This window comes from Pseudomonas sp. QE6 (assembly GCF_041379005.1).
GTDB lineage: Bacteria > Pseudomonadota > Gammaproteobacteria > Pseudomonadales > Pseudomonadaceae > Pseudomonas.
In genome coordinates this window covers 2,194,206-2,207,718 of sequence record NZ_CP166873.1, presented here as the reverse complement: position 1 = coordinate 2,207,718, position 13,513 = coordinate 2,194,206, and the positions used below count along the sequence as shown (strand labels likewise).

The window sequence follows — 13,513 nt, the reverse complement described above, 5'->3', positions numbered from 1 at the left end:
AGACTCAGGCATATAATTTGCTTCCTCGCGGCGCCCCGGCGTCCGTAGTCGTGGATATGGCGCTTGCTGCGCCAGCGAACAAGGTGCCTAGTTCCAGCCATGAAACCATCGCTCGTCCTCAAGATGGGCCAGCAGCTGACGATGACTCCGCAGCTGCAACAGGCCATCCGACTGCTCCAGCTCTCCACGCTGGACCTGCAGCAGGAAATCCAGGAAGCCCTGGAGTCCAACCCCATGCTGGAGCGCCAGGAAGACGGCGAGGACTACGACAACAGCGACCCCATGGCCGATGGCGCCGAGTCCGCTCCCACCGCCAGCAGCAACACCCAGGACAGCTATCAGGAAAGCACCACGCCCACTGCCGACAGCCTCGACGAGGATCAGTGGGCCGAGCGCATTCCCAGCGAACTGCCGGTCGATACCGCCTGGGAAGACATCTACCAGACCAGCGCCAGCAGCCTGCCCAGCAGCGATGATGACGAGTGGGACTTCACCGCCCGCACCTCCGCCGGCGAAAGCCTGCAGAGCCATCTGCTCTGGCAGCTCAACCTGGCCCCGATGTCCGACACCGATCGCCTGATCGGCCTGAGCATCATCGACGGCATCAACGACGACGGTTACCTCGAAGAATCCCTCGACGACATCCTCGCCTCCCTCGACCCCGAACTGGGTGTGGAGATGGACGAAGTGGAAGTCGTCCTGCGCCGCGTGCAGCAGATGGAGCCCGCCGGCGTCGGCGCGCGCAACCTGCGCGAATGCCTGCTGCTGCAGCTGCGCCAGATGCCGGCCAACACCTACCTGCTGGCCGAAGCCCAGAAACTGGTCTCCGACCACCTCGACCTGCTCGGCAGCCGCGACTACAGCCAGCTGATGCGGCGCATGAAGCTCAAGGAAGACGAGCTGCGCGAAACCATCGAGCTGATCCAGTCGTTGCACCCGCGTCCCGGCTCGCAGATCGAGTCCGGCGAGGCGGAATACGTGGTGCCGGATGTCATCGTCCGGAAACATAACGAACGCTGGCTGGTGGAACTGAACCAGGAAGCGGTGCCGCGCCTGCGGGTCAACTCGCAGTACGCCGGCCTGGTGCGCCGCGCCGACTCCAGCGCCGACAACACCTTCATGCGCAACCAGCTGCAGGAAGCGCGCTGGTTCATCAAGAGCCTGCAGAGCCGCAACGAGACGCTGATGAAGGTGGCGACCCAGATCGTCGAGCACCAGCGAGGCTTCCTCGAATACGGCGAAGAGGCGATGAAGCCCCTGGTCCTGCACGACATCGCCGAAGCCGTGGGCATGCACGAGTCGACCATCTCGCGCGTCACCACGCAGAAGTTCATGCACACCCCGCGTGGCATCTTCGAGCTGAAGTACTTCTTCTCCAGCCACGTCAGCACCTCGGAGGGCGGCGAATGCTCGTCCACTGCGATCCGCGCGATCATCAAGAAACTGGTCGCGGCGGAAAGTCCGAAAAAGCCATTGAGTGACAGCAAGATCGCTGGTTTACTGGAGGCACAGGGCATTCAAGTGGCACGTCGCACCGTCGCCAAGTACCGGGAGTCCTTAGGGATTGCTCCCTCCAGCGAACGCAAGCGACTGGTATGACGTTGATCCACGCCAAAGTGTTCCGGCGGCAGGCCACCTAACCTGCCACTTACACACGGGCAATAAGGAGAAAGCGGTATGCAAGTCAACATCAGTGGACACCAACTGGATGTGACCGACGCCCTGCGCGACTATGTCGGCGAAAAACTCGGACGACTGGAGCGCCACTTCGACAAGATCACCAATGTTCAGGTCATCATGGAGGTCGAGAAGCTGAAGCAGAAAATCGAAGCCACCCTGCACATCGCAGGTGGCGAAGTAGTGGCCTGTGCCGAACATGAAGACATGTATGCGGCCATCGACCTGCTCACCGACAAGCTCGACCGCCAACTGATCAAGCACAAGGAAAAATACCTCGAACGCCAGCAGGGAGTTGGTGTTCGTTAACCCCTCCCTATGATTCGACTTGAGCAAATCCTGACCCCCGGCCGTTCCCTGGTAAACGTGCCGGGCGGCAGTAAAAAACGCGTCCTTGAACAAATCGCAAACCTGGTAGCTCGCGAGCTGCCAGGTTTCGACGCGCAAGACATCTTTGAAAATCTGGTGGCCCGGGAGCGCCTGGGCTCCACTGGATTCGGCAATGGCATCGCCATTCCGCATTGCCGCCTTCCGGGCTGCAAGTCCCCCATCAGCGCCATCCTGCACCTGGACCATCCGGTTGACTTCGATGCCCTCGACGGCGCGCCGGTCGACCTCGTGTTCGTCCTGCTGGTGCCCGAAGCCGCCACCGAAGAGCACCTGGAACTGCTCCGCCAGATCGCCTCCATGCTCGACCGTTCCGACGTCCGTGACCGCCTGCGCCACGCCGCCAACGGCGAGGAGCTGTACCGGATTGTCGTGGACTTCCAGAACGGCCATTGATCATGCGCCTGATCATCATCAGCGGACGTTCCGGCTCGGGTAAGAGCACCGCGCTCAACGTGCTCGAAGACAACGGTTTCTACTGCATCGACAATCTGCCCGCCAGCCTGCTCCCGGACCTTGCACAGCGCGCGCTGCTGCACACCGAACTGCTGCATCCGCAGGTTGCCGTCTCCATCGACGCACGCAACCTGCCCAGCCAGTTGCAGCGCTTCCCCGAACTGCTGCAGGAGGCCCGCGACAAGCACATCCAGTGCGATGTGCTGTACCTCGACGCCGACGATGAGACCCTGCTCAAGCGTTTCTCCGAGACGCGCCGCCGGCACCCGCTGACCACCGACAGCCGCTCGCTGGCCGAAGCCATCGCCGACGAGACCCATCTGCTGGCGCCCATCGCCGACCTGGCTGACCTCAAGCTCAACACCACGCACCTGAACCTCTATCAGTTGCGCGACGTGCTCAAGCTGCGCCTGCTGAACAAGCCGGAACTGGGCACCGCCTTCCTCGTCGAATCCTTCGGATTCAAGCGCGGCATGCCGGTGGATGCCGACCTGGTGTTCGACGTGCGCTGCCTGCCCAACCCCTACTGGAAGCCCGAACTGCGCGAGCACACCGGGCTTGATGCGGACGTCCAGGAATACCTGGCCGCACAACCCGATGTCGAGGAGATGTATCAGGACATCCTCGGCTACCTGAACAAATGGCTGCCGCGCTTCGCCGCGAGCAACCGGGCCTATGTCACCATCGCCATCGGCTGTACCGGTGGTCAGCACCGCTCGACCTACCTGGCCGAGCGCATTGGCAAGGCCCTCAAGGAAACCCTCACCAACGTGCAGATTCGCCACCGCGACCTGAGCTAGTAGCAACACACAACAAAGGACAGCCCCTCGCGATGCCCGCCCTTGAAATCACCATCATCAACAAGCTTGGTCTGCACGCCCGTGCGGCGGCCAAATTCGTCGGCGTGGCGGGACGATACCCCTGCCAGATTCGCGTGGGGCGCAACCCGGAAAGCACCGTCGACGGCAAGAGCATCATGGCAGTGATGATGCTGGCCGCCGGCAAGGGCACCAACCTGCACATTGCCGCGGAAGGCGAGCAGGAAAACGAGGCGCTGGGTGCATTGGCCGAGTTGATCAACAACTACTTCGACGAAGGCGAGTAAAGGTCGGAAACGGCTGCGCATGAATGAAAAAGCCCGCCATCAGGCGGGCTTTTTCATGGATGGCACTATCAGTTGCCAGCGACCGTCATGCGCTCCACCAGCACCGAACCGGTGTGCAGGTTGCCGCGGAACTCCACGTCATTGCCGATGGCCACGATGTTGCGGAACAGATCGCGCAGGTTCGCCGCAATGGTGACTTCCTGCACCGGGAACTGGATCTCGCCGTTTTCCACCCAATAGCCGCCGGCACCACGGGAGTAGTCGCCGGTCACCAGGTTCACGCCCTGCCCCATCAGTTCCGTCACCAGCAGCCCGCGCCCCATGCGACGGATCAGCGCCGCCTGGTCCTCGTCGCCATGACTGACGAACAGATTGTGCACACCGCCGGCATTGGCGGTGCTGGGCATGCCCAGCTTGCGGCCGGAGTAGGTGCCGAGGATGTAGGAAACCAGATCGCCGCCTTCGACGAAGGGTTTGGCATAAGTGGCCAGGCCGTCGTTATCGAATGATGCACTGCCCAGCGCTCCGGCCAGCAGCGGGCGCTCGTCGAGGGTCAGCCACTCGGGGAACAGGCGCTGCCCCAGGGTGCCTTCGAGGAACGACGACTTGCGGTACAGGCTGCCGCCGGAAATCGCCGACAGGAAGTGACCGAACAACCCCACCGCGACCTCCGGCGCGAACAGCACCGGAACCTCGGCGGTAGCCACCGGCCGCGCCCCCAGGCGACTGGCGGCACGCTCGGCGGCACGACGGCCGATCGACTCGGAACTCGCCAGCAGGTCGCCACGGCGATTGACGTCATACCAATAGTCCCGCTGCATCTGCCCCTGGCCTTCGGCGATCATCACGCAGCTCAGGCTGTGCCGGGTGCTGGCGTAGCCGCCGACGAAGCCGTGGCTGTTGCCGTAGACGCGGCAACCCTGGTGAGTGTTCACCGTGGTGCCATCGGCCTTGGTCACCCGCGCATCCGCGGCGAAGGCCGCCGCCTCGCAGGCCAGCGCGCGTTCCACCGCCTGATCCGGGGTGATCGACCAGGCATGGTACAGGTCCAGGTCCGGCAGGTCCCGGGCCATCAGTGCCGGATCGGCGAGCCCGGCGCAATCGTCCTCGGAGGCGTGCCTGGCGATGGCCAGCGCCGCCGCCACGGTTTCGCGAATGGCGTCAGCGCCGGTGGCCGAGGTGCTGGCCGAACCTTTGCGCTGGCCGACGTACAGGGTGATGCCGAACCCCTGGTCGCGGTTGAACTCGACGGTCTCCACCTCGCCCTGGCGTACCGAAGTGGACAGTCCCTGTTCCACCGAAACCGCCACCTCGCAGGCGCTGGCGCCCTGCCTGGAAGCCTCGGCGATGATCCGCTCGACCTGCTCGCGCAGCTCGGGCAGGACGTCCGGGCTGACCGCCGGGTTGTGTTCGCTCATTACGTGCCTCTCCTGTTCATGTGCCGGCCGCTACGCCCTCTTGGGGTCGGCGACCAGCTCGGGCCGGACAAGCGGCCCTCGACTCGTTATCATGGCGGCGTTTTCAACGAGACCCCCGCCATGGCTGAAATTCACGATGACGACTCGCTCTTCGAAGAGAAGAGCAAGTCGCAAGTCAAACGCGAGCTGCACGCCCTGCAGGACCTCGGCGAGCGCCTGACGACGCTCAAGCCGGACCTGCTGGACCGCATGCCGCTGACCGATCCGCTGCGCCGCGCACTGGACGAAGCACCCAAGCACAAGGCCAACGCCGCCAAGAAGCGCCACCGGCAGTTCATCGGCAAGCTGATGCGCGATCAGGACATCGACGCCATCGTTGCCCTGCTGGAACAGGTAGACAGCTCCACCCGCCAGTACAACGAACGCTTCCACGCCCTGGAGCGCTGGCGCGACCGCCTCATCAGCGGTGGCGACGACGCACTCGCCGCGTTCTTCGGCGAATACCCCGAGAGCGACCGGCAGCACCTGCTGCAGCTGATCCGCCACGCCCAGCATGAGGCCGCTCACAACAAGCCTCCGGCGGCGGCGCGGAAGATCTTCAAGTACATCCGCGAGCTGGACGAGCTCAAACGCGGCCTGCGCTGAGCGGCCGCGTCCTGCGTATCCAGCCTCACCGACAACGGCGTCAGGCGCCCGTGCCGCCGACGGTGATCGCGTCGATCTTCAGGGTCGGCTGACCGACACCGACTGGCACGGACTGGCCGTCCTTGCCGCAGGTGCCCACGCCGCTGTCCAGCGCCAGGTCGTTGCCGACCATGGACACCCGGCTCATCACTTCCGGACCGTTGCCGATCAGGGTCGCGCCCTTCACCGGGCGGGTGATCTTGCCGTTCTCGATCAGGTAGGCCTCGCTGGTGGCGAAGACGAATTTGCCGCTGGTGATGTCCACCTGGCCGCCGCCGAGGTTGGCGCAGTAGATACCGCGCTCGACGCTGGCGATGATCTCTTCCGGTTCGCTCTGCCCGGCCAGCATGTAGGTGTTGGTCATGCGCGGCATCGGCAGGTGTGCATAGGACTCGCGGCGACCGTTGCCGGTGCGCGCCACGCCCATCAGGCGGGCGTTGAGCTTGTCCTGCATGTAGCCCTTGAGGATGCCGTTCTCGATCAGCACGTTGCAGTTCGTCGGCGTGCCTTCGTCGTCCACCGACAGCGAACCGCGACGACCGGCCAGGGTGCCATCGTCGACGATGGTGCACAGGCTGGAAGCGACCTGCTCGCCGATGCGGCCGCTATAGGCCGAGCTGCCCTTGCGGTTGAAGTCACCCTCCAGGCCGTGACCCACCGCTTCGTGCAGCAGCACGCCGGACCAGCCGGCACCCATCACCACCGGCAGGCTGCCGGCCGGTGCGGGAACGGCTTCCAGGTTGACCAGTGCCTGGCGCAGCGCCTCGCGGGCGTAGCTCATGGCGCGGTCTTCCTGCAGGAAATAGCGATAGTCGGTACGGCCGCCGCCACCATGGCCGCCACGCTCGCGGCGGCCGTTCTGCTCGACGATGACGCTGACGTTGAAGCGCACCAACGGACGGATATCCGCCGCCAACGAGCCATCCGTCGCAGCGACCAGTACCTGGTCCCAGACGCCGGCGAGACTCACGGTGACCTGCTGGATGCGCGGATCGAGCGCGCGGGTCGCGGCATCGATCTTCTGCAGCAGCTCCACCTTTTCCGCGCGGCTGAGCACGTCCAATGGATTCTCGCCGGCGTACAGGCGTTGCGGCACCACGGCGTTGAACGCCTGCACCTTGCCATTCTGGCCGGCTCGGGAAATCGAGCGCGCCGCCTGGGCGGCCTGGATCAGCGCCTCGTGGGTGATCGCGTTGCTGTAGGCGAAGCCGGTCTTCTCGCCGGACTGCGCGCGCACGCCGACACCCTGGTCCATGTGGAAGCTGCCTTCCTTGACGATGCCGTCCTCGAGCATCCAGGACTCGGACACCTGGCTCTGGAAGTACAGGTCGGCCGCATCGATGCCCGGGCCGCTGAGTTCATGCAGCACCGGCGACAACCGCTCGATGTCCAGACCACCAGGGACCAGCAGGTGCTGGCTGACGGATGACAACAGTTCGCTCATATCTACTCCGTACGCGCCGGTCGCGGTTCGACCGGCGGGAAAAATCGTCTGTGCCGGGCAATCGGCATACGTTGCCGGACCGCCGCCTGTTCCTCGCTGTCCCGCTCGGCCAGCAGCACGGCCTCGCCCTTGGCCTGTTCAGCCAGGATACGCCCCCAGGGATCGACAATCGCCGATTGCCCCCAGGTTTCCCGACCTTTGGGGTGGATACCGCCCTGCCCGGCCGCCAGCAGGTAGCACTGGGTCTCGATGGCGCGGGCGCGGACGAGGATCTCCCAGTGCGCCGCGCCGGTCACGGCGGTAAAGGCCGAAGGGGCGCTGATCAGTTCCGCGCCGGCTTCGCGCAGCGCGGTATAGAGCTCAGGGAAGCGCAGGTCGTAACAGACCGTCAGCCCGAGGCGTCCGACCGGCGTATCAGCCACCACCACGCGCTGGCCGAAGGCGTAGTCGTCCGACTCGCGATAGCGGCCACGGGCGTCGGCAACGTCCACGTCGAACAGGTGCAGCTTGTCATAGCGCGCCGCCACCTCGCCCCGTTCGTCCACCAGCAGCGAACAGGCGTTGGCCTTGGCGTCCGGCTGGCCCGCGGGCGGCAACGGCAGGGTGCCAGCGACTATCCACAACCTGAGGTCGCGGGCCGTGCTTTTCAACCAGGGCAGGATCGGACCGCTGCCCAGGGCTTCGGCGCGGCCGATGTCCGCCAGGTCGCGGCGGCCCATGGCGGCGAAGTTCTCCGGCAGCACGGCGAGGCGCGCACCACCCTCGGCGGCCTGCTCGAGCAGGCGACGGGCGGCGGCGAGATTGGCCAGGACGTCGTCCTGGCTGACCATCTGAATGACGGCAAGGGACATGCGAAGCTCCGTCGGTGTCTGGGTTTCATGCTAACCGAAGCCCAGGCTTTGTGCTCGATTGAGCGGCTCAATGAGGCTTTTCGAAAGGCTTCTCGAAGGCGATGGTCGGGCTCTGCCACGGCCCCTTCACGCTGTACTGCACACTGGCGAAGCGCGATACCTTGTCGCCCAGCAGCTTGTCCACCACGAACAGCGCGCCGCCCACGGCGGGAGCCCCGACGATCAGGGCCGCCAGCGGCAGGTTGTTGGTCACCGGCAAGGTCACCAGCAGCTTGGCATCGATCTGGTCATGGGCCAGGTCCAGCGTCCCGTTCAGCTCCAGGTTGCTCGACGGACCGTCCAGGCGCAGCGGCTCGCGGGTGAAGTAGACGCCATCGGTGGCCGTGAGCACGCCCTTCACGCGGTCATAGCTCAGGCCCTTGCCCAGCAGGTCGGAGAAGTCCAGGCGCAGGCGGCGGTTGATGGCGTTGAAGTTGAGCAGGCCGAATACCCTCAGGGCGTTGGCACCACCTTCTACCTCGATGAACTGGCCCTTGCGCAGGCTCGCATCGATGCTGCCGCCGAAGCGCCGCAGGTTCAGCGCGGCGGGCGATCCCGGCCAGTTGCCGTTGATGTCGACGCGGAAGCGCTCGCTAGTGACGCTGGGCGCAAAGTCCCAGGCCTTGAGCACATCGGCGAGGTTCTTGCCGTCCAGGCGCCCATTGAAGCTGCTGCGCGACGAACCGGCCACGCCGTCCCATCGCAAGGTGCCCTTGAGCTCCAGACCGCGCAGGTCGAGCGCCACATTGTTGAAGCTGGTGCCGGTGGGCGTCGGCCGCAGGTTGAAGCTCCACGCGCCGACCGGCTTGCCGGCCTTGCTGACCTGGCGGATCGACACATCCATCGCCGGCAACGAGCGCGGGTCGATGTTGGCCATGGGATCGGGCGCTTCCACCGCGCCGGGAGAGTCGATGGCCTCGCCCTTGGGCAGATCGATGCGATCGAGCTGGACCTGGATGGGCCGGCTGCCGCCATCGGGCAGGATGATCTTGCCGGACACCAGCGAGCTGGCCAGACCCAGCTGCCAGCTGCTGTCGACCCGCGCGAGGTCGACGCCAAGATTGTCCAGGCTCTGGCCAAAGCCCTTGAAGTGCCCGATCTGCAGATCGGCGCCGCGCAGCAGGCCGGACGCCCCTTCGACACCGGTATTGGCGTACTTCCTGGCGACGGCCTGCCAGGCATCGGCATCCACTTCATCGATGCGGCCGCGAATCTGCACGCCATTCCAGTTCGGCAACACCGCCGGATCGCCGCCCAGGCGCAATACGCCCCGTCCGGCGAGCGGCTTGTCCGCCGGCGCGGCATAGGCCAGGCTGGCGCGATCGCCATAGCTCGCCCAGTAACGCCGCTCGGCGCCGTCGAGGGTCATGCGCCATTCGCTGTCACGGGTCTCGGTGGCCACCTTGCCCAAAGGCGCCGGCAGATCGATGGTGACGCCCTGCAGGTTGGAGGCGACCTGCAGTTGGCTGTCCTTGCCCGCCAGCAGGAGATTGAGCTGGAACGGCACGCGGCCGGCGATCGGCAACTGCTTCTGCACCTTGCCCCAGTCCAGCAGCGCCTTCATCGGCATCTGCCCCCCCACCAATACCCGGGTACGCGGATCGCCGTTGCGTCCTTCGGCGCGGATACTGCCGGTGATCCGGGCTCCCAGGGCATGGGCCGAGACGTTCTGCGCGCTCAGGCCGCTGTCGGTGTCGTAGCGGAACTTGCCCTTGAGCTGTTCCAGACTAAGCTCGGGCCTGGCGATCTTCAGCCGTGCGGACTCGGTGGCGAAATCGACGATGACCCGCGCTTGCCGGGCCTGTTCCTTGGCCAGCGGGATATCCAGCTTGAGGTGGCCTGCCAGCTTGCCGTCGCCGCTCCACCCCTCGAAGGTGCGCTGGGTGCCGATGGGCGAGTCCTGGAGGATTTTCAGGCCGTCGTCGAGGCTGCTGTCGATGTCGCCGTCGACGTGCAGGTGGGAAATCTCGCCGCTCGGGACATGGGGAATCTCCACCGACACATCGCGCACCTGGCTTTGCAGGATCTGGCCGGAGCGCGCGGTGATGCTCACGCCGCTGTCCTCGACCCGCACCTCGCCTTCGGCCTTGCTCAGCCCCGGCCAGCCCGGCTGGTAGTCGAGCACGCCGTCGTGGACCTTGAAATACAGGCTCATCGCGTGCGCCTCCGGCGCCGCGCCCTTCTGCAACGAGCCCTGCCAGAGGAAGTACCCTTGCTCGATGCGCCCGCTCTTGATCGAACCCTTGAGCCAGGCGGCAAGGTCCTTGCTCATCTGCGGAATGACGGTGGGCAGATATTTGCTGGTGAAACGCGCATCGCCGTTGCTCATGCCGACGCGCAGGTCCATGTAGTCTTCCTGCGCAGGATCGCGCATCAGCCGGATCAGCATGTCACCGGCAAGGTTGCCCTCCTCGCCCTCGACCCGCATCAGGTGGCTGCCGAGGGTGAAGGCTTCATCGTTCAGTTGGAAGAACAACCGCGCGTGGGCGGTGCGGTAGCGCCAGGGCTCAGGGAACAGGGTCGCCAGGTGCAGCATGAAGTCCTGGGCATTGGCATCCAGGGTGCCGCCGCCAAGGTTGCCGCTGAAGGTGCCGTCGACGTTGGCCACGGCGGGGACGTCATGGAAGGCGCTGACGCCAATCTTCTCCAGGTTGGCGGCGTAGGCGACGCGTTCGGCGCCGGCGCGCTGCGGCCAGTAGTCGAAATTGACATTGTGCAGCACGCCGTGCGGTTTCAGGCCCTGCAACCAGGTGATGGCGGCGTCCGGCAATGGCGCCAGGGCGGTGATCACCGGGCCCAGCGGGGTCAGGTCCAGGCGGTCGGCTTGCAGTTGCCAGTGCTCCTCGCCCTTCATCCGCCGCGTCAGCGACAGTTCCACCTCACCCCAGCGGGCATCGCCCAGGTTGGCCGCCAGGTCGGCAACGCGCAGGTCGATGTCATCGCCATTGCGCTGGTAATACAGGCTTACGCCCAGATCGCTCAGGCTGACGGGCTTCTGCTCGCCCAGTGCAGCCTTGACCGACGGCGCGTTGAGGCGCGCGACGCCCGATACCGGCAGGCCTTTTTCGAGGCGCGCCCAGAACTCGCCGCCCGCCTTGAGCTCGGAAAGCCTCCAGGCACCGGTCAGGCGCTCGGGCAACCACTTCGACCAATCCGTCTGCGGCAGGCTCAGGTAGGCCTGCGCCGAGCTCTGCCGCCAATCGTCGCGATTCAGGCGGGCATCCAGCCGGGCCGCTACCGGCTCGCCGCCCGGTAGCGTCATACGCACGTCGAGGTGCTGACGGCTGCCACTGTGCAGCGTCATGCCGACATAACTCAGCGAGAGGGGCTGTGCCCCCTGCGGCAGCAGCGTCAGTTGGCTGTCCATCAGCGACAGGCGGCTCGGGGCCAGCAGGAGGTCGATCAGCTTGCGCGGGTCGCTGTCGCCGTGGCTGGGCAACCCTTCGGCATGCCACTGCCCCTGTTCGTCTTCCCGCAGGGTGAGCTGCAGGCCCTCCAGCTCCAGGCTGTCGATGCGCGGCTGGCGCGCCATCAGGCTGCCGAGCAGGTCCGGCGTCAGGCGCACGCGCTCCAGGCGCAGTGCATCGTTGCCAGCGCCCAGCTGGATGTCGCGGACCTCAATGATCGGGCCGAAGTCCTGCCAGTGACCTTCGAGCCCGCCAATGGTCACCGGCAGGCCGAGCTGGGCACTGGCCTTCTGCACCAGCTCGTCACGGTACTCGGCCACCAGCGGCACCAGCTGGCGCCCCAGGCTAACGTACAGCGCAAGCAGCACCAGCCCCAGGGCCAGCAGCCCCAGGAGCACGCGCAGCGACGCAGCGAACAGGCGCCCCATGTCAGGACGGCGCTCGTGGCAGAAGGTAAACGGTCATCGTGCAGGCTCCCAGCCATGCAGTAGCGAACCCCGTCTGACAGTGTGCGCCAGCGAAAGCTCCGCAACCGCCCGTTCCAGAGCGGCATTCCGTATAAAGCCAGGACATTGGGACCTGCCTCTCAAAGCAGGACAACGTCGTACTGTTCCTGGGAATACATGGCCTCGACCTGGAACTTGATGGTGCGGCCGATGAAGACTTCCAGGTCGGCGACGTTGCCCGACTCCTCATCGAGCAGGCGATCGACCACTTTCTGGTTGGCCAGCACCAGGTAGGAATCGGCCTGGTAGGCGCGGGCTTCGCGGAGAATTTCGCGGAAAATCTCGTAGCAGATGGTCTCGGCGGTCTTCAGCATGCCGCGCCCCTGGCAGCTCGGGCAGGGCTCGCAGAGCACCTGCACCAGGCTTTCGCGGGTGCGTTTGCGGGTCATCTGCACCAGGCCAAGCTCGGTGATGCCGATGATGTTGGTCTTGGCATGGTCGCGTTCGAGCTGCTTCTCCAGGGTCCGCAGGACCTGGCGGCGGTGCTCCTCGTCTTCCATGTCGATGAAGTCGATGATGATGATCCCGCCCAGGTTGCGCAGGCGCAGCTGGCGGGCGATGGCGGTGGCGGCCTCGAGGTTGGTCTTGAAGATGGTTTCTTCGAGATTGCGATGGCCGACGAAGGCGCCGGTGTTCACGTCGATGGTGGTCATCGCCTCGGTCGGGTCGATGATCAGGTAACCGCCGGACTTGAGCAGGACCTTGCGCTCCAGCGCCTTCTGCACCTCGTCCTCGACCCCGTAAAGGTCGAAGATCGGCCGTTCACCAGGATAATGCTCCAGGCGATCGGCGATTTCCGGCATCAGCTCTTCGACGAACTGCGTGATTTTCTGGAAGTTCTCCCGGGAATCGACGCGGATCTTCTCGATGCGCGGATTCACCAGGTCGCGCAGGGTGCGCAGCGCCAGGGACAGGTCCTCGTAAATCAGGGTCGGCGCGCCGACGGTCTGGATCTGTGCGGCGATCTGGTCCCATAGGCGGCGCAGGTAGCGGATATCGGCGAGGATCTCGTCCTCCCCGGCCCCCTCGGCGGCGGTGCGCAGGATGAAGCCGCCCTGCTCGACGATGCCCTCTGCCGCGACGCACTTGGCCACTACCTGCTTGAGGCGCTCGCGCTCGACTTCGTCTTCGATCTTCAGGGAAATGCCGACGTGGCTGGTGCGCGGCATGTAGACCAGGTAGCGCGAGGGAATCGACAGATGGGTGGTCAGGCGCGCGCCCTTGGTACCGATGGGGTCCTTGGTGACCTGCACCACCAGGCTCTGGCCTTCGTGCACCAGGGCGCTGATGCTCTCCACGGCGCTACCTTCGCGGGTGGATATCTCCGCCGCGTGAATGAAGGCCGCGCGCTCCAGGCCGATATCGACGAAGGCCGCCTGCATGCCCGGCAGCACGCGCACGACCTTGCCCTTGTAGATGTTGCCGACGATCCCGCGGCGCAGCGTGCGCTCGACGTGGACCTCCTGCAGGACGCCGTTCTCCACCACCGCCACGCGCGATTCCATCGGCGTGATATTGATCAGGATCTCTTCGCTCATG

At 65.4% G+C, this 13,513-nt stretch carries 11 protein-coding genes; 6 read left to right on the top strand and 5 right to left on the bottom strand.

All coding sequences use genetic code 11. The features are described 5' to 3' along the window. Nucleotides 1-99: 99 nt before the first annotated feature. The 5 genes from ACAW63_RS10105 (at nucleotide 100) to ACAW63_RS10085 (ending at nucleotide 3,625) form a co-directional block, all read left to right on the top strand. Nucleotides 100-1,599 carry an RNA polymerase factor sigma-54 gene (locus tag ACAW63_RS10105; RefSeq protein WP_371233404.1) on the top strand — a complete coding sequence of 500 codons (1,500 nt, stop codon included), beginning with the start codon at nucleotides 100-102 and terminating at the stop codon, nucleotides 1,597-1,599. Nucleotides 1,600-1,677: 78 nt separating this feature from the next. Next, on the top strand, nucleotides 1,678-1,986 hold the full coding sequence (gene hpf, locus ACAW63_RS10100; RefSeq protein ID WP_017518151.1) for a ribosome hibernation-promoting factor, HPF/YfiA family: 309 nt from the start codon (nucleotides 1,678-1,680) through the stop codon (nucleotides 1,984-1,986). 9 nt (nucleotides 1,987-1,995) lie between these two features. Beyond that, the gene (gene ptsN / locus ACAW63_RS10095; protein ID WP_275610350.1) at nucleotides 1,996-2,460 is read left to right on the top strand and encodes a PTS IIA-like nitrogen regulatory protein PtsN; all 465 of its coding nucleotides are present in this window, start codon (nucleotides 1,996-1,998) and stop codon (nucleotides 2,458-2,460) included. Nucleotides 2,461-2,462: 2 nt separating this feature from the next. After that, a complete protein-coding gene (rapZ, locus tag ACAW63_RS10090; protein ID WP_371233401.1) occupies nucleotides 2,463-3,320 on the top strand; it encodes an RNase adapter RapZ in 858 nt (285 codons plus the stop codon). A 32-nt stretch (nucleotides 3,321-3,352) separates the two neighbouring features. Then, a complete protein-coding gene (locus ACAW63_RS10085) occupies nucleotides 3,353-3,625 on the top strand; it encodes an HPr family phosphocarrier protein (protein WP_275610348.1) in 273 nt (90 codons plus the stop codon). Nucleotides 3,626-3,693: 68 nt separating this feature from the next. On the opposite strand, the gene pmbA is transcribed toward ACAW63_RS10085, so the two are convergent. After that, a complete protein-coding gene (gene pmbA / locus ACAW63_RS10080; protein ID WP_371233400.1) occupies nucleotides 3,694-5,043 on the bottom strand; it encodes a metalloprotease PmbA in 1,350 nt (449 codons plus the stop codon). Nucleotides 5,044-5,163: 120 nt separating this feature from the next. Here pmbA and yjgA point away from each other — a divergent pair, with 120 nt between their 5' ends. Beyond that, nucleotides 5,164-5,688 (top strand): ribosome biogenesis factor YjgA, encoded by a 525-nt coding sequence (gene yjgA, locus ACAW63_RS10075; RefSeq protein WP_275610346.1) that lies wholly within the window; start codon nucleotides 5,164-5,166, stop codon nucleotides 5,686-5,688. A gap of 40 nt (nucleotides 5,689-5,728) precedes the next feature. Here the strand turns inward: yjgA and tldD are convergent, their stop codons facing one another. The 4 genes from tldD to rng form a co-directional block, all read right to left on the bottom strand. Further along, nucleotides 5,729-7,171, bottom strand: coding sequence for a metalloprotease TldD (tldD, locus tag ACAW63_RS10070; RefSeq protein ID WP_371233399.1), 1,443 nt, complete (start codon nucleotides 7,169-7,171; stop codon nucleotides 5,729-5,731). A gap of 2 nt (nucleotides 7,172-7,173) precedes the next feature. Then, nucleotides 7,174-8,022, bottom strand: coding sequence for a carbon-nitrogen hydrolase family protein (locus ACAW63_RS10065; protein WP_371233398.1), 849 nt, complete (start codon nucleotides 8,020-8,022; stop codon nucleotides 7,174-7,176). 67 nt (nucleotides 8,023-8,089) lie between these two features. Next, the gene (locus tag ACAW63_RS10060) at nucleotides 8,090-11,896 is read right to left on the bottom strand and encodes a YhdP family protein (protein WP_371233396.1); all 3,807 of its coding nucleotides are present in this window, start codon (nucleotides 11,894-11,896) and stop codon (nucleotides 8,090-8,092) included. Nucleotides 11,897-12,054: 158 nt separating this feature from the next. Beyond that, a complete protein-coding gene (rng, locus tag ACAW63_RS10055) occupies nucleotides 12,055-13,512 on the bottom strand; it encodes a ribonuclease G (protein WP_275610342.1) in 1,458 nt (485 codons plus the stop codon). Nucleotide 13,513: the final 1 nt, after the last annotated feature.